The organism is Pseudomonas macauensis, from assembly GCF_047902425.1.
In the GTDB taxonomy this organism is placed as follows: domain Bacteria; phylum Pseudomonadota; class Gammaproteobacteria; order Pseudomonadales; family Pseudomonadaceae; genus Pseudomonas.
Window position 1 is genome coordinate 635,966 of sequence record NZ_CP138377.1, and the last position, 19,867, is coordinate 655,832.

General features: G+C 59.6%; 17 protein-coding genes and 1 tRNA gene. All 18 read left to right on the forward strand.

Going from position 1 to position 19,867, the window contains the following annotated elements; translation table 11 throughout:
- The first annotated feature begins 58 nt into the window (after positions 1 to 58).
- The 18 genes from tuf (SD196_RS02955) (at position 59) to rplW (ending at position 19,859) form a co-directional block, all read left to right on the forward strand.
- Positions 59 to 1,252 carry an elongation factor Tu gene (gene tuf, locus SD196_RS02955; RefSeq protein ID WP_152219891.1) on the forward strand — a complete coding sequence of 398 codons (1,194 nt, stop codon included), beginning with the start codon at positions 59 to 61 and terminating at the stop codon, positions 1,250 to 1,252.
- A gap of 53 nt (positions 1,253 to 1,305) precedes the next feature.
- Positions 1,306 to 1,381 (forward strand) — tRNA-Trp (locus SD196_RS02960).
- 44 nt (positions 1,382 to 1,425) lie between these two features.
- The gene (gene secE, locus SD196_RS02965; RefSeq protein ID WP_275609977.1) at positions 1,426 to 1,794 is read left to right on the forward strand and encodes a preprotein translocase subunit SecE; all 369 of its coding nucleotides are present in this window, start codon (positions 1,426 to 1,428) and stop codon (positions 1,792 to 1,794) included.
- Positions 1,795 to 1,803: 9 nt separating this feature from the next.
- Positions 1,804 to 2,337: a transcription termination/antitermination protein NusG gene (gene nusG / locus SD196_RS02970; RefSeq protein WP_015475310.1), complete on the forward strand. Its 534-nt coding sequence runs from the start codon at positions 1,804 to 1,806 to the stop codon at positions 2,335 to 2,337.
- A gap of 119 nt (positions 2,338 to 2,456) precedes the next feature.
- Entirely contained in the window at positions 2,457 to 2,888 is a 432-nt protein-coding gene (rplK, locus tag SD196_RS02975; protein WP_275609978.1) for a 50S ribosomal protein L11, read from the forward strand.
- Complete coding sequence (gene rplA / locus SD196_RS02980) at positions 2,888 to 3,583, forward strand: 50S ribosomal protein L1 (RefSeq protein ID WP_275609979.1); 696 nt, start codon at positions 2,888 to 2,890, stop codon at positions 3,581 to 3,583. Before rplK ends, rplA begins: the two co-directional genes overlap by 1 nt.
- A 202-nt stretch (positions 3,584 to 3,785) precedes the next feature.
- Complete coding sequence (gene rplJ / locus SD196_RS02985; RefSeq protein ID WP_015475313.1) at positions 3,786 to 4,286, forward strand: 50S ribosomal protein L10; 501 nt, start codon at positions 3,786 to 3,788, stop codon at positions 4,284 to 4,286.
- Positions 4,287 to 4,362: 76 nt separating this feature from the next.
- Positions 4,363 to 4,734: a 50S ribosomal protein L7/L12 gene (gene rplL / locus SD196_RS02990; RefSeq protein WP_275609980.1), complete on the forward strand. Its 372-nt coding sequence runs from the start codon at positions 4,363 to 4,365 to the stop codon at positions 4,732 to 4,734.
- Positions 4,735 to 4,956: 222 nt separating this feature from the next.
- Entirely contained in the window at positions 4,957 to 9,030 is a 4,074-nt protein-coding gene (gene rpoB / locus SD196_RS02995; protein ID WP_275609981.1) for a DNA-directed RNA polymerase subunit beta, read from the forward strand.
- A 66-nt stretch (positions 9,031 to 9,096) separates the two neighbouring features.
- Positions 9,097 to 13,296 (forward strand): DNA-directed RNA polymerase subunit beta', encoded by a 4,200-nt coding sequence (rpoC, locus tag SD196_RS03000; protein WP_275609982.1) that lies wholly within the window; start codon positions 9,097 to 9,099, stop codon positions 13,294 to 13,296.
- Positions 13,297 to 13,450: 154 nt separating this feature from the next.
- The gene (rpsL, locus tag SD196_RS03005; protein WP_015475317.1) at positions 13,451 to 13,822 is read left to right on the forward strand and encodes a 30S ribosomal protein S12; all 372 of its coding nucleotides are present in this window, start codon (positions 13,451 to 13,453) and stop codon (positions 13,820 to 13,822) included.
- An 84-nt stretch (positions 13,823 to 13,906) separates the two neighbouring features.
- Positions 13,907 to 14,377 carry a 30S ribosomal protein S7 gene (gene rpsG, locus SD196_RS03010; RefSeq protein ID WP_275609983.1) on the forward strand — a complete coding sequence of 157 codons (471 nt, stop codon included), beginning with the start codon at positions 13,907 to 13,909 and terminating at the stop codon, positions 14,375 to 14,377.
- 30 nt (positions 14,378 to 14,407) lie between these two features.
- Positions 14,408 to 16,537, forward strand: coding sequence for an elongation factor G (fusA, locus tag SD196_RS03015; protein WP_275609984.1), 2,130 nt, complete (start codon positions 14,408 to 14,410; stop codon positions 16,535 to 16,537).
- Between the two features lie 30 nt (positions 16,538 to 16,567).
- Positions 16,568 to 17,761 (forward strand): elongation factor Tu, encoded by a 1,194-nt coding sequence (gene tuf / locus SD196_RS03020; RefSeq protein WP_152219891.1) that lies wholly within the window; start codon positions 16,568 to 16,570, stop codon positions 17,759 to 17,761.
- 155 nt (positions 17,762 to 17,916) lie between these two features.
- Positions 17,917 to 18,228 (forward strand): 30S ribosomal protein S10, encoded by a 312-nt coding sequence (gene rpsJ / locus SD196_RS03025; RefSeq protein ID WP_003243886.1) that lies wholly within the window; start codon positions 17,917 to 17,919, stop codon positions 18,226 to 18,228.
- An 82-nt stretch (positions 18,229 to 18,310) separates the two neighbouring features.
- Positions 18,311 to 18,946 (forward strand): 50S ribosomal protein L3, encoded by a 636-nt coding sequence (gene rplC, locus SD196_RS03030; protein WP_275609985.1) that lies wholly within the window; start codon positions 18,311 to 18,313, stop codon positions 18,944 to 18,946.
- A gap of 14 nt (positions 18,947 to 18,960) precedes the next feature.
- Positions 18,961 to 19,563 (forward strand): 50S ribosomal protein L4, encoded by a 603-nt coding sequence (gene rplD, locus SD196_RS03035; protein WP_017521904.1) that lies wholly within the window; start codon positions 18,961 to 18,963, stop codon positions 19,561 to 19,563.
- Complete coding sequence (gene rplW / locus SD196_RS03040; RefSeq protein ID WP_015475322.1) at positions 19,560 to 19,859, forward strand: 50S ribosomal protein L23; 300 nt, start codon at positions 19,560 to 19,562, stop codon at positions 19,857 to 19,859. Before rplD ends, rplW begins: the two co-directional genes overlap by 4 nt.
- Positions 19,860 to 19,867: the final 8 nt, after the last annotated feature.

Here is a 19,867-nt window from a genome sequence, read left to right on the forward strand (position 1 = left end):
TCTGCCTTTGTTTTAATGGTGGCGTGACTTTCTCAATTCCTTACGGGAGGCGGTCAAGATGGCTAAAGAAAAGTTTGAGCGTAACAAGCCGCACGTAAACGTCGGCACCATCGGTCACGTTGACCACGGTAAAACCACTCTGACCGCTGCTCTGACCAAGGTCTGCTCCGAGACCTGGGGCGGCTCCGCTCGCGCTTTCGACCAGATCGACAATGCGCCGGAAGAGAAGGCTCGTGGTATCACCATCAACACCTCTCACGTTGAATACGACTCGCCCGTTCGCCACTACGCGCACGTAGACTGCCCGGGCCACGCCGACTACGTGAAGAACATGATCACCGGTGCTGCCCAGATGGACGGCGCGATCCTGGTTTGCTCCGCTGCTGACGGCCCCATGCCGCAGACCCGTGAGCACATCCTGCTGTCCCGTCAGGTAGGCGTTCCTTACATTGTCGTGTTCCTGAACAAGGCCGACATGGTTGACGACGCCGAGCTGCTGGAACTGGTCGAGATGGAAGTTCGCGACCTGCTGAACACCTACGACTTCCCGGGCGATGACACCCCGATCGTCGTGGGTTCCGCTCTGATGGCTCTGAACGGCCAGGACGACAACGAGATGGGCGTTTCCGCCGTGCGCAAGCTGGTAGAGACCCTGGACTCCTACATCCCCGAGCCGGTTCGTGCAATCGACCAGCCGTTCCTGATGCCGATCGAAGACGTGTTCTCGATCTCCGGTCGTGGCACCGTGGTAACTGGCCGTGTTGAGCGTGGCATCGTCAAGGTTCAGGAAGAAGTGGAAATCGTCGGCATCAAGGCGACCACCAAGACCACCTGCACCGGCGTTGAAATGTTCCGCAAGCTGCTCGACGAAGGTCGTGCTGGTGAGAACGTCGGCGTCCTGCTGCGCGGCACCAAGCGTGAAGACGTAGAGCGTGGCCAGGTTCTGGCCAAGCCGGGCACCATCAAGCCGCACACCAAGTTCGAGTGCGAAGTGTACGTGCTGTCCAAGGAAGAAGGTGGTCGTCACACCCCGTTCTTCAAGGGCTACCGTCCGCAGTTCTACTTCCGTACCACCGACGTAACCGGCAACTGCGAACTGCCGGAAGGCGTTGAGATGGTAATGCCGGGCGACAACGTGAAAATGGTTGTCACCCTGATCGCTCCGATCGCCATGGAAGATGGCCTGCGCTTCGCGATCCGCGAAGGCGGCCGTACCGTTGGTGCCGGCGTGGTTGCCAAGATCATCGAATAATCGATTGATCTTTTCCCCTCAGGCCGGCATAATGGTCGGCCTGACTTTGTTCTAGGCCAGTAGCTCAATTGGCAGAGCGGCGGTCTCCAAAACCGCAGGTTGGGGGTTCGATTCCCTCCTGGCCTGCCAGATTCCTCAAGATCTGGCACTTCTTTAAACGGGATTCCTAGCAGATGAATGCGAAGGTAGAAGCCAAAGAGTCGCGTCTTGATCTCTTGAAGTGGCTTGTGGTTGCGGTGCTGGTTGTGGTGGCGGTGGTTGCCAACCAGTATTACTCGGCGCAACCGATCTTCTATCGCGTTCTCGGTATTCTCGTAATGGCTGCTGCTGCAGGTTTCACTGCGCTGCAGACCGTCAAGGGGCGTGCATTCTTTACTCTCGCTAAAGAAGCTCGCGCCGAGATTCGCAAGGTTGTATGGCCGTCTCGTCAAGAGACAACTCAGACCACGCTGATCGTAGTGGCAGTAGTGCTGGTAATGGCGCTGGTGCTTTGGGGGCTCGACTCCCTGCTGGGTTGGCTGGTTTCCATGATCGTAGGTTAAGGGTGTTCCGTGGCTAAGCGTTGGTACGTTGTGCATGCTTACTCGGGTTACGAGAAGCATGTCATGCGCTCGCTGATCGAGCGGGTCAAACTGGCCGGCATGGAAGACGGGTTTGGTGAGATTCTCGTCCCCACCGAAGAAGTCGTGGAGATGCGGAACGGCCAGAAGCGCAAGAGTGAGCGCAAGTTCTTCCCCGGCTATGTCCTGGTGCAGATGGAAATGAACGAGGGTACTTGGCACCTGGTCAAGGATACTCCTCGCGTCATGGGCTTCATTGGTGGTACTGCCGACAAGCCGGCTCCGATCACCGATAAGGAAGCTGACGCCATCCTGCGTCGCGTTGCCGATAGCGGTGACAAGCCGAAGCCGAAGACCCTGTTCGAGCCGGGCGAGACCGTTCGTGTGATCGATGGTCCGTTCGCTGATTTCAACGGCGTCGTCGAAGAGGTTAACTACGAAAAGAGCCGCATCCAGGTCGCTGTGCTCATTTTCGGTCGCTCTACCCCGGTAGAGCTGGAGTTCAGCCAGGTAGAGAAAGTTTAACTGGCACAATGAATCCCACACCCCGCAGCCCTAGGCTGCGGGGTTTTGTCGTCATTGGGATAAACGCGAAAGCAACCGGGGAGCCCGTCAGGGCGCTTGACCCGAATTTGGAGTAGCAAATGGCTAAGAAAATCCAGGCTTACATCAAGCTGCAAGTAAAGGCCGGCCAGGCCAACCCGTCGCCGCCCGTCGGCCCGGCTCTGGGTCAGCACGGCGTGAACATCATGGAATTCTGCAAGGCGTTCAACGCCAAGACCCAGGGCATGGAACCTGGTCTGCCGACTCCTGTGATCATCACCGTTTACAGCGACCGCAGCTTCACCTTTGAAACCAAGAGCACCCCGGCATCCGTTCTGCTGAAAAAAGCAGCCGGCATCTCCAGCGGCTCCGCTCGTCCGAACTCCCAGAAAGTGGGCACTGTTACCCGTGCTCAGCTGGAAGAGATCGCCAAGGCCAAGCAGGCTGACCTGACCGCTGCTGACCTGGACGCTGCCGTACGTACCATCGCTGGCTCCGCGCGCAGCATGGGCCTGAACGTGGAGGGTGTGTAATGGCTAAGCTGACCAAGCGTCAAAAGGCTATCGCCGAGAAGGTTGAAGCTGGCAAGCAATACGGCTTCGAAGATGCCGCCAAACTGCTGGCCGAACTGTCGACCATCAAGTTCAAGGAATCCGTAGACATCGCCATCAATCTGGGCGTTGATCCGCGTAAATCCGACCAGGTCGTACGTGGCGCCACCGTTCTGCCGAACGGTACCGGCAAATCCGTACGCGTTGCCGTCTTCACCCAGGGTCCGGGCGCTGAAGCTGCTCTGGCTGCCGGTGCTGACAAGGTCGGTATGGACGAACTGGCTGCCGAAATGAAGGCCGGTGACCTGAACTACGACGTCGTCATCGCTTCCCCGGACGCCATGCGCGTTGTTGGCCAGCTGGGTCAGGTACTCGGCCCGCGCGGTCTGATGCCGAACCCGAAAGTCGGCACCGTGACTCCGGACGTCGCCACCGCCGTCAAGAACGCCAAGGCCGGTCAGGTACGTTTCCGTACCGACAAGAACGGCATCATCCACGCTTCTGTTGGCAAGATCGACTTCGAGCCGGCCAAGCTGAAGCAGAACGTGGAAGCGCTGCTGAGCGATCTGAAGCGTCTGAAGCCGTCCTCCTCGAAGGGCGTGTACGTTCAGCGCGTAACCCTGAGCACCACCATGGGCCCGGGTCTGCAGATCGATCAGGCTTCGCTGGAAGGCTGATGAACTAAGTCGAACAGTGGGTTCGCCCACTGTTCGCAGGTATTGGGGTCCCTGCCTGGCGGGGGCTGTCCAAGACCGTAGGCGGCGCAAGCCTTAAACCTCAAGCCTACGCAGATGGTGCTCCCGATTCGTTAACCGAATCAGACACCAAAACGCCGTCCGGCTCCGGCTGGACGAATCGGTAACATCCAGGAGTAAACCCGTGGCAATTAAACTCGAAGACAAGAAGGCCATCGTCGCTGAAGTCAACGAGGCTGCCAAAGCCGGTCTGTCCGCTGTCGTGGTTGATGCACGCGGCGTGACTGTCGGCGCAATGACCGGACTCCGTAAAGAGGCCCGCGCAGCTGGTGTGTACGTGAAAGTCGTACGTAACACCCTGCTCAAGCGCGCCGTTGAAGGCACTCAGTTTGAAGTGCTCAACGACGTGTTCAAGGGCCCGACCCTGATTGCTTTCTCCAACGAACATCCGGGCGCTGCCGCTCGTATCTTCAAGGAGTTTGCCAAGGGTCAGGACAAGTTCGAGATCAAGGCGGCCGCGTTCGAGGGTCAGTTCCTCGCAGCCAACCAGATCGACGTGCTGGCGACCCTGCCGACCTACAACGAAGCTGTTGCGCAGCTGATGAGCGTCATTCAGGGCGCTACCAGCAAGCTGGCTCGTACTCTGGCGGCAATTCGCGATCAGAAAGAAGCTACCGCAGCCTAAGGCTCGGCAACTCCTTTCAACCTTTTTTGTTTAATTCGATGGCCTTAGGCCGTCACCCAATACAGGAATTAGAGTCATGGCTCTGACCAACGAAGACATCATCAACGCCGTATCCGAAATGTCCGTCATGCAGATCGTTGAACTGATCAAGGCGATGGAAGAGAAGTTCGGCGTTACCGCTGCTGCTGCTGTTGCTGCTGGCCCGGCTGCTGGCCCGGCTGCTGCTGCTGAAGAGCAGACCGAGTTCACCATCGTCCTGGCCGAAGCTGGCGACAAGAAAGTGAACGTGATCAAGGTCGTTCGTGAACTGACCGGCCTGGGCCTGAAAGAAGCCAAGGCTGTCGTTGACGGCGCCCCGGGCGTGGTCAAGGAAGGCGCTTCGAAAGAAGAAGCCGAAGCTGCCAAGAAAGCCCTGGAAGAAGCAGGCGCCAAGGTCGAGCTCAAGTAAGTTCGGACCTTGCGTCTACAGCCCGAGCGTTAAGCGACAGGCTGATGGCTGGTGGCAATTGCCACCGGCCTTTTTCCGTTATGGGTGGGGTGCCGTAGGTGCCCCTCCATAACGCGAAAATCCCGCCCGAGTGGCGGCGCAAACCTAGGGTTTGCACGATTTTTGGGCTGCTCCCTGCGAGGGAGAGGCCAAACAAGCAGGTGACCAAGCTGGGGAACGCTGATGGCTTACTCATACACTGAGAAAAAACGTATCCGCAAGGACTTTAGCAAGTTGCCGGACGTCATGGATGTGCCGTATTTGCTGGCCATCCAGCTGGATTCCTATCGCGAATTCCTGCAGGCCGGCGCGAGCAAGGACCAGGTTCGAGACATCGGCCTGCATGCGGCCTTCAAGTCCGTTTTCCCGATTATCAGCTATTCCGGCAATGCTGCCCTGGAATACGTCGGCTACCGTCTGGGTGAGCCGGCATTCGACGTCAAGGAATGCGTGCTGCGCGGTGTGACCTTCGCCGTCCCGCTGCGTGTGAAAGTGCGCCTGATCATTTTCGACAAAGAATCGTCGAACAAAGCGATCAAGGACATCAAGGAACAGGAAGTCTACATGGGGGAAATCCCCCTGATGACCGAGAACGGTACCTTCATCATCAACGGTACCGAGCGCGTCATCGTTTCCCAGCTGCACCGTTCCCCGGGTGTGTTCTTCGACCACGACCGTGGCAAGACCCACAGCTCCGGCAAGCTGCTGTACTCCGCTCGCATCATCCCCTACCGCGGCTCCTGGCTGGACTTCGAGTTCGATCCGAAGGACTGCGTGTTCGTCCGTATCGACCGTCGCCGCAAGCTGCCGGCGTCCGTCCTGCTGCGCGCGCTGAACTACAGCACCGAGGAAATCCTCAACGCGTTCTATGACACCAACGTCTTCCAGATCAAGGGCGAGACCCTGAACCTGGAGCTGGTGCCGTCGCGTCTGCGTGGCGAGATCGCCAGCTTCGACATCAAGGATGCCAGCGGCAAGGTCATCGTCGAAGCGGGTCGTCGTATCACTGCGCGCCACATCAACCAGCTCGAGAAGGCGGGTATCACCCAGCTGGAAGTGCCGTTCGACTACCTGATTGGCCGTACCGTGGCCAAGGCCGTCGTGCACCCGGCTACCGGCGAGATCATCGCCGAGTGCAACACCGAGCTGACCGTCGACGCCCTGGCCAAGATCGCCAAGGCCCAGGTCGTGCGTCTGGAAACCCTGTACACCAACGACATCGACTGCGGTCCGTTCATCTCCGACACGCTGAAGATCGACTCCACCAGCAACCAACTGGAAGCGCTGGTCGAGATCTATCGCATGATGCGTCCTGGTGAGCCGCCGACCAAGGAAGCTGCCGAGACCCTGTTCGGCAACCTGTTCTTCAGCGCCGAGCGTTACGACCTGTCGGCCGTTGGCCGCATGAAGTTCAACCGTCGTATCGGTCGCACCGAGATCGAAGGCCCGGGCGTACTGAGCAAGGAAGACATCGTCGAGGTCCTCAAGACCTTGGTTGCCATCCGTAACGGTAAAGGCATCGTCGACGACATCGACCACCTGGGTAACCGTCGTGTCCGTTGCGTCGGCGAAATGGCCGAGAACCAGTTCCGCGTTGGCCTGGTGCGTGTAGAGCGCGCGGTCAAGGAACGCCTGTCGATGGCCGAAAGCGAAGGCCTGATGCCGCAGGACCTGATCAACGCCAAGCCGGTGGCTGCTGCGATCAAGGAATTCTTCGGTTCCAGCCAGCTGTCGCAGTTCATGGACCAGAACAACCCGCTCTCCGAGATCACCCACAAGCGCCGCGTCTCCGCACTCGGCCCAGGTGGTCTGACCCGTGAGCGCGCAGGCTTCGAGGTTCGTGACGTACACCCGACCCATTACGGCCGCGTGTGCCCGATCGAAACCCCTGAAGGTCCGAACATCGGTCTGATCAACTCCCTGGCTACCTACGCCCGCACCAACAAGTACGGCTTCCTGGAAAGCCCGTACCGCGTGGTGAAGGAAGGTCTGGTCACCGACGACATCGTCTTCCTCTCCGCGATCGAAGAAGCTGACCACGTCATCGCTCAGGCGTCCGCGACCCTGAACGAAAAAGGTCAGCTGATCGACGAACTGGTAGCCGTACGTCACCTGAACGAATTCACCGTGAAGGCGCCGGAAGACGTCACCCTCATGGACGTTTCGCCGAAGCAGGTTGTTTCCGTCGCTGCCTCGCTGATTCCGTTCCTCGAGCACGACGACGCCAACCGTGCGCTCATGGGTTCGAACATGCAGCGTCAGGCTGTACCGACCCTGCGCGCTGACAAGCCGCTGGTAGGTACCGGCATGGAGCGCAACGTCGCCCGTGACTCCGGTGTCTGCGTGGTTGCTCGCCGGGGCGGCGTGATCGACTCCGTCGATGCCAGCCGTATCGTGGTGCGCGTGAACGACGACGAAGTCGAGACTGGCGAAGCCGGCGTCGACATCTACAACCTGACCAAGTACACCCGTTCCAACCAGAACACCTGCATCAACCAGCGTCCGCTGGTGCAGAAGGGTGACAAGGTTTCGCGCAGCGACATCCTGGCCGACGGTCCGTCCACCGACATGGGTGAACTGGCTCTGGGTCAGAACATGCGCGTAGCGTTCATGCCCTGGAACGGCTTCAACTTCGAAGACTCCATCTGCCTGTCCGAGCGCGTGGTCCAGGAAGATCGTTTCACCACGATCCACATTCAGGAACTGACCTGCGTTGCCCGTGACACCAAGCTCGGCCCAGAAGAAATCACCGCGGACATCCCGAACGTGGGTGAGGCTGCGCTGAACAAGCTGGACGAAGCCGGTATCGTCTACGTCGGCGCCGAAGTGCAGGCCGGCGACATCCTGGTCGGCAAGGTCACCCCGAAAGGCGAGACCCAGCTGACTCCGGAAGAGAAGCTGCTGCGCGCGATCTTCGGTGAGAAGGCGTCCGACGTGAAGGACACCTCCCTGCGCGTGCCGACCGGCACCAAGGGTACCGTCATCGACGTACAGGTCTTCACTCGTGATGGCGTAGAGCGCGACAGCCGCGCCCTGTCCATCGAGAAGATGCAGCTGGACGAGATCCGCAAGGATCTGAACGAAGAGTTCCGCATCGTCGAAGGCGCGACCTTCGAGCGTCTGCGTTCCGCTCTGGTCGGTGCCAAGGCCGACGGCGGTCCTGCCCTGAAGAAAGGCGCAGAGATCACCGACGAGTACCTGGACGGCCTCGAGCGCGGCCAGTGGTTCAAGCTGCGCATGGCGGAAGACGCTCTGAACGAGCAGCTGGAGAAGGCCCAGGCCTACATCAGCGACCGCCGTCAGATGCTGGACGACAAGTTCGAAGACAAGAAGCGCAAGCTGCAGCAGGGCGACGACCTGGCTCCGGGCGTACTGAAGATCGTCAAGGTCTACCTGGCCATCAAGCGCCGCATCCAGCCGGGCGACAAGATGGCGGGCCGCCACGGTAACAAGGGTGTGGTCTCGGTGATCATGCCGGTCGAAGACATGCCGCACGACGCCAACGGTACTCCGGTCGATATCGTCCTGAACCCGCTGGGCGTACCGTCGCGTATGAACGTCGGTCAGATCCTCGAAACCCACCTGGGCCTCGCGGCCAAGGGTCTGGGCGAGAAGATCAACCGCATGCTCGAAGAGCAGCGCAAGATCGCCGAACTGCGTGCCTTCCTGAACGAGATCTACAACGAGATCGGCGGCCGCCAGGAGAACCTGGACGAGCTGAACGATAACGAGATCATCGCTCTGGCCAACAACCTCAAGGGCGGCGTGCCCATGGCTACCCCGGTGTTCGACGGTGCCAAGGAACGCGAGATCAAGGCCATGCTGAAGCTGGCCGATCTGCCGGAGAGCGGCCAGATGCGTCTGTTCGATGGCCGCACCGGCAACCAGTTCGAGCGTACGACCACCGTTGGTTACATGTACATGCTCAAGCTGAACCACCTGGTCGATGACAAGATGCACGCGCGTTCCACCGGCTCCTACAGCCTGGTTACCCAGCAGCCGCTGGGTGGTAAGGCGCAGTTCGGTGGCCAGCGTTTCGGGGAGATGGAGGTCTGGGCTCTGGAAGCCTACGGTGCCGCCTACACCCTGCAGGAAATGCTGACCGTGAAGTCGGACGACGTGAACGGCCGTACCAAGATGTACAAGAACATCGTGGACGGGGATCACCGCATGGAGGCCGGCATGCCCGAGTCCTTCAACGTGCTGATCAAAGAGATACGCTCGCTCGGCATCGATATCGAACTGGAAACCGAATAACACGTGACGTCAGAACGGTGCGGCTGGTCAAGGCCAGTCGCACCGGGTCCGTGAGGAGGAAAGGCCTTGAAAGACTTGCTCAATCTGTTGAAAAACCAGGGTCAAATCGAGGAGTTCGATGCCATCCGTATTGGTCTGGCCTCGCCCGAGATGATTCGTTCCTGGTCCTTCGGCGAAGTTAAGAAGCCGGAGACCATCAACTACCGTACCTTCAAGCCGGAGCGCGATGGCCTGTTCTGCGCCAAGATCTTCGGCCCGGTGAAGGACTACGAGTGCCTGTGCGGTAAGTACAAGCGCCTCAAGCACCGCGGTGTGATCTGCGAGAAGTGCGGCGTTGAAGTCGCCCTGGCCAAGGTGCGCCGTGAGCGCATGGGCCACATCGAACTGGCCTCGCCGGTCGCCCACATCTGGTTCCTGAAGTCCCTGCCGTCCCGTATCGGCCTGCTGCTGGACATGACCCTGCGTGACATCGAGCGCGTGCTCTACTTCGAGAGCTACGTGGTGATCGATCCGGGCATGACCACCCTGGAGAAGGGCCAGCTGCTGAACGACGAGCAGTACTTCGAAGCCCTCGAAGAGTTCGGTGACGACTTCGACGCCCGCATGGGTGCGGAAGCCGTTCGCGAGCTGCTCAACGCTATCGATCTGGAGCACGAGATCGGCCGCCTGCGCGAAGAGATTCCGCAGACCAACTCGGAAACCAAGATCAAGAAGCTGTCCAAGCGCCTGAAGCTGATGGAAGCCTTCCAGGGCTCCGGCAACCATCCGGAGTGGATGGTGCTGACCGTCCTGCCGGTGCTGCCGCCGGACCTGCGTCCGCTGGTTCCGCTGGATGGCGGCCGCTTCGCGACTTCGGATCTGAACGATCTGTATCGTCGCGTGATCAACCGTAACAACCGTCTGAAGCGTCTGCTCGACCTGGCCGCTCCGGACATCATCGTGCGCAACGAAAAGCGCATGCTGCAGGAAGCCGTCGACGCCCTGCTGGACAACGGCCGTCGAGGCCGTGCCATCACCGGCTCGAACAAGCGCCCGCTGAAGTCCCTGGCTGACATGATCAAGGGTAAGCAGGGGCGCTTCCGTCAGAACCTGCTCGGTAAGCGCGTGGACTACTCCGGCCGTTCGGTAATTACCGTAGGTCCGACCCTGCGTCTGCACCAGTGCGGTCTGCCGAAGAAAATGGCCCTGGAGCTGTTCAAGCCGTTCATCTTCGGCAAGCTGGAGGGTCGTGGCATGGCCACCACCATCAAGGCCGCCAAGAAGATGGTCGAGCGCGAGCTGCCGGAAGTATGGGACGTTCTCGCTGAAGTCATCCGCGAACACCCCGTACTGCTGAACCGTGCGCCGACTCTGCACCGTCTGGGCATCCAAGCGTTCGAGCCGGTACTGATCGAAGGTAAAGCCATCCAGCTGCACCCGCTGGTCTGCGCCGCATACAACGCCGACTTCGACGGTGACCAGATGGCCGTGCACGTTCCGCTGACCCTCGAGGCTCAGCTGGAAGCGCGCGCGCTGATGATGTCCACCAACAACATTCTGTCGCCCGCCAACGGCGAGCCGATCATCGTTCCGTCGCAGGACGTGGTAATGGGTCTGTACTACATGACCCGTGAAGCGATCAACGCGAAGGGCGAGGGCATGGCTTTCGCAGACCTGCAGGAAGTTGACCGCGCGTACCGCAGCGGCCAGGTGTCCCTGCACGCCCGCGTGAAAGTGCGCATCAACGAGAAGATCAAGAACGAAGACGGCTCCCTGACCGCCAACACCCGCATCGTCGACTCCACCGTCGGCCGTGCGCTGCTGTTCCAGGTTGTCCCGGCCGGCCTGCCCTTCGACGTGGTCAACCAGTCGATGAAGAAGAAGGCGATCTCCAAGCTGATCAACCACTGCTACCGCGTGGTGGGTCTGAAGGACACCGTCATCTTCGCTGACCAGCTGATGTACACCGGCTTCGCCTACTCGACCATCTCCGGTGTGTCGATCGGCGTGAACGACTTCGTCATCCCGGACGAAAAGGCCCGCATCATCGATGCCGCCACCGAGGAAGTGAAGGAGATCGAGAGCCAGTACGCCTCCGGCCTGGTAACCCAGGGCGAGAAGTACAACAAGGTGATCGACCTCTGGTCCAAGGCCAACGACGAAGTGTCCAAGGCGATGATGGCCAACCTCTCGAAAGAGAAGGTGACCGATCGCGAAGGCAAGCAGGTCGACCAGGAGTCCTTCAACTCCATGTACATGATGGCGGACTCCGGTGCGCGGGGTTCCGCGGCCCAGATCCGTCAGCTGGCCGGTATGCGTGGCCTGATGGCCAAGCCGGACGGCTCCATCATCGAGACCCCGATCACCGCGAACTTCCGTGAAGGCCTGAACGTACTCCAGTACTTCATCTCCACTCACGGTGCTCGTAAAGGTCTGGCGGATACCGCACTGAAGACCGCGAACTCCGGTTACCTGACCCGTCGTCTCGTCGACGTGGCCCAGGACCTGGTCGTGACCGAGATCGATTGCGGCACCGAGCATGGCCTGGTCATGTCTCCGCACATCGAAGGTGGCGACGTGGTTGAGCCGCTGGGTGAGCGTGTACTCGGCCGTGTGATTGCACGCGACGTGTTCAAGCCGGGCAGCGACGACGTCATCGTCGAAGCTGGCACCCTGATCGACGAGAAGTGGGTCGATTTCCTCGAGCAGATGAGCGTCGACGAAGTTGTTGTGCGCTCGCCGATCACCTGCGAAACCCGTCACGGCATCTGCGCCATGTGCTACGGCCGCGATCTGGCCCGTGGTCACCGCGTGAACATCGGTGAAGCTGTCGGCGTTATCGCCGCCCAGTCGATCGGTGAGCCGGGTACCCAGCTGACCATGCGTACCTTCCACATTGGTGGTGCGGCCAGCCGTACTTCCGCCGTGGACAACGTACAGGTCAAGAACGGCGGCACCATTCGCCTGCACAACCTGAAGCACGTAGAGCGTGCCGACGGCGCCCTGGTAGCGGTTTCCCGTTCCGGTGAGCTGGCGGTAGCCGACGACTTCGGTCGTGAGCGCGAGCGCTACAAGCTGCCGTACGGTGCGGTGATTTCCGTGAAGGAAGGTGACAAGGTCGATCCGGGCGCCATCGTCGCCAAGTGGGACCCGCACACCCACCCGATCGTCACCGAGATGGACGGCACCGTGGCCTTCGTGGGCATGGAAGAGGGCATCACCATCAAGCGCCAGACCGACGAACTGACCGGTCTGACCAACATTGAAGTGATGGATCCGAAGGATCGTCCGGCTGCCGGCAAGGACATCCGTCCGGCCGTGAAGCTGATCGACGCCGCAGGCAAGGATCTGCTGCTGCCGGGTACCGACGTACCGGCCCAGTACTTCCTGCCGGCAAACGCACTGGTCAACCTCAACGATGGCGCGAAGGTGCGTATCGGTGACGTTATCGCGCGTATCCCGCAGGAAACCTCGAAGACCCGTGACATCACCGGTGGTCTGCCGCGCGTTGCCGACCTGTTCGAAGCTCGTCGTCCGAAAGAGCCTTCGATCCTGGCGGAAATCAGCGGCACCATTTCCTTCGGCAAGGAAACCAAGGGCAAGCGCCGCCTGGTCATCACTCCCACCGACGGTAGCGATCCGTACGAGGAGCTGATTCCGAAGTGGCGTCACCTGAACGTGTTCGAAGGTGAACAGGTAAGCCGTGGTGAAGTGATCTCCGACGGCCCGAGCAACCCGCACGACATTCTGCGTCTGCTGGGTGTCAGCTCGCTGGCCAAGTACATCGTCAACGAGATCCAGGACGTTTACCGTCTGCAGGGCGTGAAGATCAACGACAAGCACATCGAGACCATCCTGCGTCAGATGCTGCGCAAGGTCGAAGTGGCCGAGTCGGGCGATTCGTCCTTCATCAAGGGCGACCAGGTCGAGCTGGTACACGTGCTGGAAGAGAACGAAGTACTGGGTACCCAGGACAAGTTCCCGGCCAAGTACGAGCGCGTCCTGCTGGGTATCACCAAGGCCTCGCTGTCCACCGAGTCGTTCATCTCGGCGGCATCCTTCCAGGAGACCACCCGCGTTCTCACCGAAGCGGCGGTCACCGGCAAGCGCGACTTCCTGCGCGGCCTGAAGGAAAACGTGGTCGTGGGTCGTCTGATCCCGGCAGGTACCGGCCTTGCTTACCACAGCGAGCGCAAGCGTCAGCGCGATCTCGGCAAACCGCAGCGCGTCAGCGCGAGCGAAGCCGAAGCTGCACTGGCCGAAGCGCTCAACCTGAGCGGTAACTAAGCCTCAAACGAAGCCCCGGTTGTCTTGACAACCGGGGCTTCGTCTTGACGGTGTACAGGAAGCTCTTTAGTATCTTGTACCCCGAAAATTGGCAGGGCTCACGCTCTGCCCATTTTCGTTTTTAAGTGTCGTAAGACAATCAGTGGAGCTATAGATGGCAACTATCAACCAGCTGGTGCGCAAACCGCGCAAGCGCCTGGTAGACAAGAGCGGCGTTCCTGCCCTGCAGAACTGCCCTCAGCGTCGCGGCGTATGCACCCGCGTATACACCACCACCCCGAAGAAGCCGAACTCCGCACTGCGTAAAGTGTGCCGTGTTCGTCTGACCAACGGTTTCGAGGTTTCCTCGTACATCGGTGGTGAAGGTCACAACCTGCAAGAGCACAGCGTAGTGCTGATCCGTGGCGGTCGTGTAAAGGACCTCCCGGGTGTGCGTTACCACACCGTGCGCGGTTCGCTGGATACCTCCGGCGTTAAAGACCGTAAGCAGGGTCGTTCCAAGTACGGCGCCAAGCGTCCGAAGTAATTTTGTTTTCCTATTTGCTGAGTCGATAAGAGTAAGGTCGGGCCTGGTCCCGAGCTAACCTGAAGACCGTTTGAGGGCTTATCAATGCCAAGACGTCGTGTAGCGGCCAAACGTGAGATCCTGGCCGATCCGAAATACGGAAGCCAGATTCTGGCCAAGTTCATGAACCACGTGATGGAAAGCGGCAAGAAAGCCGTTGCCGAGCGTATCGTTTACGGTGCTCTGGACAAGGTCAAAGAGCGCAGTAAAGGTGACCCCCTGGAACTCTTCGAAAAAGCACTCGACGCCATCGCTCCGCTGGTCGAAGTGAAGTCCCGCCGTGTTGGCGGTGCTACCTACCAGGTTCCGGTCGAAGTACGTCCGTCCCGTCGTAATGCACTGGCCATGCGTTGGCTGGTGGACTTCGCCCGCAAGCGTGGCGAGAAGTCCATGGCCCTGCGCCTGGCTGGCGAGCTGCTGGATGCCGCTGAAGGCAAAGGCGCTGCCGTCAAGAAGCGTGAAGACGTGCACCGTATGGCTGAAGCCAACAAAGCGTTCTCGCACTACCGCTTCTAATTACGGCATCAATACTTCTGCGAGGGCTTTATGGCTCGTAATACAGCAATCAACCGCTACCGGAACATTGGTATCTGCGCCCACGTTGACGCGGGCAAGACCACCACTACCGAGCGGATCCTGTTCTACACAGGTCTCAGCCACAAGATGGGTGAGGTACACGACGGCGCTGCTACCACCGACTGGATGGTGCAGGAGCAGGAGCGTGGTATCACCATTACTTCCGCTGCGATCACCACCTTCTGGGAAGGTTCGCGCGGCCAGTACGACAAGTACCGCGTAAACGTCATCGACACCCCCGGCCACGTAGACTTCACCATTGAAGTTGAGCGCTCCCTGCGCGTACTGGACGGCGCCGTCGTTGTGTTCTGCGGCACCTCCGGCGTTGAGCCGCAGTCCGAAACCGTATGGCGTCAGGCCAACAAGTACGGTGTTCCGCGTATCGTTTACGTGAACAAGATGGACCGCGCTGGCGCCAACTTCCTGCGCGTCGTCGGTCAGATCAAGAACCGTCTGGGCCACACCCCGGTTCCGGTTCAGCTGGCCATCGGTGCAGAAGATGACTTCCAGGGTCAGATCGACCTGATGAAGATGAAGGCCATCTACTGGAACGAAGACGACAAGGGCACCTCTTACCGTGAGGAAGAGATCCCTGCCGAGCTGGTCGATCTGGCCAACGAGTGGCGCAACAACATGGTCGAGGCTGCTGCCGAAGCCAACGAAGAGCTGATGAACAAGTACCTGGAAGAGGGCGAGCTGTCGATCGAAGACATCAAGGCCGGCCTGCGTCAGCGTACTATCGCCTGCGAAATCGTTCCGGCTGTCTGCGGCTCCTCCTTCAAGAACAAGGGCGTGCCCCTGGTTCTCGACGCCGTTATCGACTTCCTGCCTGCTCCGACCGAGATTCCGGCGATTCAGGGCGTCCACCCGGACAGCACTGATGACAACGAAATCCACGACGAGCGTCCGGCTGACGACAACGCTCCGTTCTCCGCTCTGGCGTTCAAGATCGCTACCGACCCGTTCGTAGGTACTCTGACCTTCGTTCGCGTCTACTCGGGCGTTCTGGAGTCCGGCCAGTCGGTCGTCAACTCCGTCAAGGGCAAGAAAGAGCGCGTTGGTCGTATGGTGCAGATGCACGCCAACCAGCGTGACGAGATCAAAGAAGTACGCGCTGGCGACATCGCGGCTCTGATCGGCATGAAGGACGTCACCACCGGTGACACCCTGTGCGACATCGAGAAGCCGATCATCCTCGAGCGTATGGACTTCCCGGAGCCGGTAATCTCGGTAGCTGTAGAGCCGAAGACCAAGGCTGACCAGGAGAAGATGGGTATCGCCCTTGGCAAGCTGGCCCAGGAAGACCCGTCGTTCCGCGTCAAGACCGACGAAGAAACCGGCCAGACCATCATCTCCGGTATGGGTGAGCTGCACCTGGACATCCTCGTCGACCGCATGAAGCGCGAGTTCGGCGTCGAGGCCAACATCGGCAAGCCGCAGGTTTCCTACCGTGAAACCATCTCCAAGGACAACGTAGAGATCGAAGGCAAGTTCGTTCGCCAGTCCGGCGGTCGCGGCCAGTTCGGTCACTGCTGGATCCGCTTCTCGACTCCGGATGTGGACGAGAAGGGCAACATCACCGAAGGTCTGGTATTCACCAACGAAGTCGTGGGCGGTGTGGTTCCGAAGGAATACATCCCGGCGATCCAGAAGGGTATCGAAGAGCAGATGAAGAACGGCGTTGTTGCCGGCTATCCGCTCATCGGCCTGAAGGCTACCGTGTTCGATGGTTCCTACCACGACGTCGACTCCAATGAGATGGCGTTCAAGATCGCTGCTTCCATGGCGACCAAGCAACTGGCCCAGAAGGGTGGTGGTAAGGTGCTTGAGCCGATCATGAAGGTAGAGGTGGTGACTCCTGAGGACTACATGGGCGATGTGATGGGTGACCTGAACCGTCGTCGTGGTCTGATTCAGGGGATGGAAGACTCGGTCTCCGGTAAGGTGATTCGTGCCGAGGTTCCGCTGGGCGAAATGTTCGGTTACGCAACCGACGTGCGTTCCATGTCCCAGGGTCGCGCAAGCTACTCTATGGAATTCTCCAAGTACGCCGAGGCTCCGTCGAACATCGTCGAAGCTCTCGTTAAAAAACAAGCTTGATTCAGCCCTTTAAGTACGAGGTTTACTGTCGTGGCTAAGGAAAAATTCGAACGTAACAAACCGCACGTCAACGTTGGCACCATCGGTCACGTTGACCACGGTAAAACCACTCTGACCGCTGCTCTGACCAAGGTCTGCTCCGAGACCTGGGGCGGCTCCGCTCGCGCTTTCGACCAGATCGACAATGCGCCGGAAGAGAAGGCTCGTGGTATCACCATCAACACCTCTCACGTTGAATACGACTCGCCCGTTCGCCACTACGCGCACGTAGACTGCCCGGGCCACGCCGACTACGTGAAGAACATGATCACCGGTGCTGCCCAGATGGACGGCGCGATCCTGGTTTGCTCCGCTGCTGACGGCCCCATGCCGCAGACCCGTGAGCACATCCTGCTGTCCCGTCAGGTAGGCGTTCCTTACATTGTCGTGTTCCTGAACAAGGCCGACATGGTTGACGACGCCGAGCTGCTGGAACTGGTCGAGATGGAAGTTCGCGACCTGCTGAACACCTACGACTTCCCGGGCGATGACACCCCGATCGTCGTGGGTTCCGCTCTGATGGCTCTGAACGGCCAGGACGACAACGAGATGGGCGTTTCCGCCGTGCGCAAGCTGGTAGAGACCCTGGACTCCTACATCCCCGAGCCGGTTCGTGCAATCGACCAGCCGTTCCTGATGCCGATCGAAGACGTGTTCTCGATCTCCGGTCGTGGCACCGTGGTAACTGGCCGTGTTGAGCGTGGCATCGTCAAGGTTCAGGAAGAAGTGGAAATCGTCGGCATCAAGGCGACCACCAAGACCACCTGCACCGGCGTTGAAATGTTCCGCAAGCTGCTCGACGAAGGTCGTGCTGGTGAGAACGTCGGCGTCCTGCTGCGCGGCACCAAGCGTGAAGACGTAGAGCGTGGCCAGGTTCTGGCCAAGCCGGGCACCATCAAGCCGCACACCAAGTTCGAGTGCGAAGTGTACGTGCTGTCCAAGGAAGAAGGTGGTCGTCACACCCCGTTCTTCAAGGGCTACCGTCCGCAGTTCTACTTCCGTACCACCGACGTAACCGGCAACTGCGAACTGCCGGAAGGCGTTGAGATGGTAATGCCGGGCGACAACGTGAAAATGGTTGTCACCCTGATCGCTCCGATCGCCATGGAAGATGGCCTGCGCTTCGCGATCCGCGAAGGCGGCCGTACCGTTGGCGCCGGCGTGGTTGCCAAGATCATCGAGTAATCGCTGATCCGCTCCAGAAAAAGGGACCCTTCGGGGTCCCTTTTTCGTTGAGTTGGTTAAATATTGACACCCCCAAGGTGCATCCGTACAATTGCGCCTCCTTTTAACGGGCGGAGTCCGTCCGTTGGGAATGGCAACTTGGAGTCTGAGGTCAAATGCAAAATCAACAAATCCGTATTCGGTTGAAGGCTTTTGACCATCGCCTGATCGACCAATCTACCCAGGAAATCGTGGAAACCGCGAAACGTACTGGCGCTCAGGTGCGTGGTCCGATTCCTCTGCCGACCCGCAAGGAACGTTACACCGTGCTGATTTCCCCGCACGTCAACAAGGACGCTCGTGACCAGTACGAAATTCGTACCCACAAGCGTGTTCTCGACATCGTTCAGCCGACCGACAAAACCGTCGACGCGCTGATGAAGCTCGACCTTGCTGCTGGCGTCGAAGTACAGATCAGCCTCGGCTAATGCCTTCGGCATTGGTCGTGTAACGCTCTGAAATGGGCGGCCATAGCGGGTGAAAGCCCCGTACACTAAAGAGGTTCTAAAGATGACAATTGGTGTTGTCGGTCGTAAGTGCGGCATGACCCGCATTTTCACCGAAGATGGTGTCTCCATTCCGGTCACGGTCATTGAGGTCGAGCCGAATCGCGTCACCCAGTTCAAGAACGAAGAGAGCGATGGCTACCGTGCGGTCCAGGTGACTGTCGGTGAGCGTCGTGCTTCCCGTGTGACCAAGGCGCAAGCCGGTCACTTCGCCAAGGCGAATGTCGCCGCCGGTCGCGGCGTGTGGGAATTCCGTCTGGACGAGGAAGCCTACAACGCCGGTGATGCAATCACCGTCGAGCTGTTCCAGGCTGGCCAGCTGGTAGACGTTACCGGCGAGTCCAAGGGTAAAGGCTTTGCCGGTACCATCAAGCGCTGGAACTTCCGTGGTCAAGATAACACCCACGGTAACTCCGTTTCCCACCGCGTCCCGGGTTCTATCGGCCAGTGCCAGACTCCTGGTCGAGTGTTCAAGGGCAAGAAAATGTCCGGCCACCTGGGTGCTGAGCGTGTAACCGTTCAATCCCTGGAAGTCGTACGTGTCGATGCAGAGCGCAATCTGCTGCTGGTCAAAGGTGCCGTTCCCGGCGCTACCGGTGGTGATGTGCTGGTGCGTCCGGCAGCCAAGGCTCGCGGTTAAGAGAGGAAGCTGAGATGCAACTGAATGTAAATGGCGCTCAGGCGATCGAAGTTTCCGAGCGTACCTTTGGCAGCGAATTCAACGAGACTCTGGTTCACCAGGCTGTCGTCGCCTACATGGCTGGCGGTCGTCAGGGCACCAAGGCTCAGAAGACTCGTTCCGAAGTCTCCGGCGGTGGCAAGAAGCCGTGGCGTCAGAAGGGCACCGGTCGTGCTCGTGCTGGCACCATTCGCAGCCCCATCTGGCGTGGCGGCGGCGCGACCTTCGCAGCCAAGCCCCAGGATCACTCCCAGAAGCTCAACAAGAAGATGTACCGCGCTGCTCTGCGCTCCATCCTCTCTGAGCTGGTTCGTCTGGATCGTCTGGTTGTCGTTGCCGACTTCGCTGTCGATGCGCCGAAGACCAAAGGTCTGGTCAGCAAGCTGGAAGGCCTGGGCCTGAAAGATGTACTGATCGTCACCGAAGGCGTCGATGAGAACCTGTACCTGGCAGCTCGCAACCTGGCCCACGTCGATGTACGTGACGTCCAGGCTTCCGATCCGGTCAGCCTCATTGCCTACGACAAGGTGCTGGTCACCGTGTCTGCCGTGAAGAAGTTCGAGGAGCTGCTGGCATGAACCAGGAACGCGTATTCAAGGTGCTGCTGGGCCCGCATATCTCCGAGAAGGCCACTGGCCTGGCGGACGGCAACAGCCAATTCGTTTTCAAGGTTGCCACTGATGCAACCAAGCTGGAAATCAAGAAGGCCGTAGAAAGCCTGTTCGGCGTGAAAGTACGTCGCGTCACCACCCTGAACGTTCAGGGCAAGACCAAGCGTACCGTTCGCGGCCTGGGCAAGCGTAACGACTGGAAAAAAGCGTACATCGCTCTCCAGCCGGGCCAGGATCTCGATTTCGCAGCTGGCGCTGAGTAAAGGGGTGC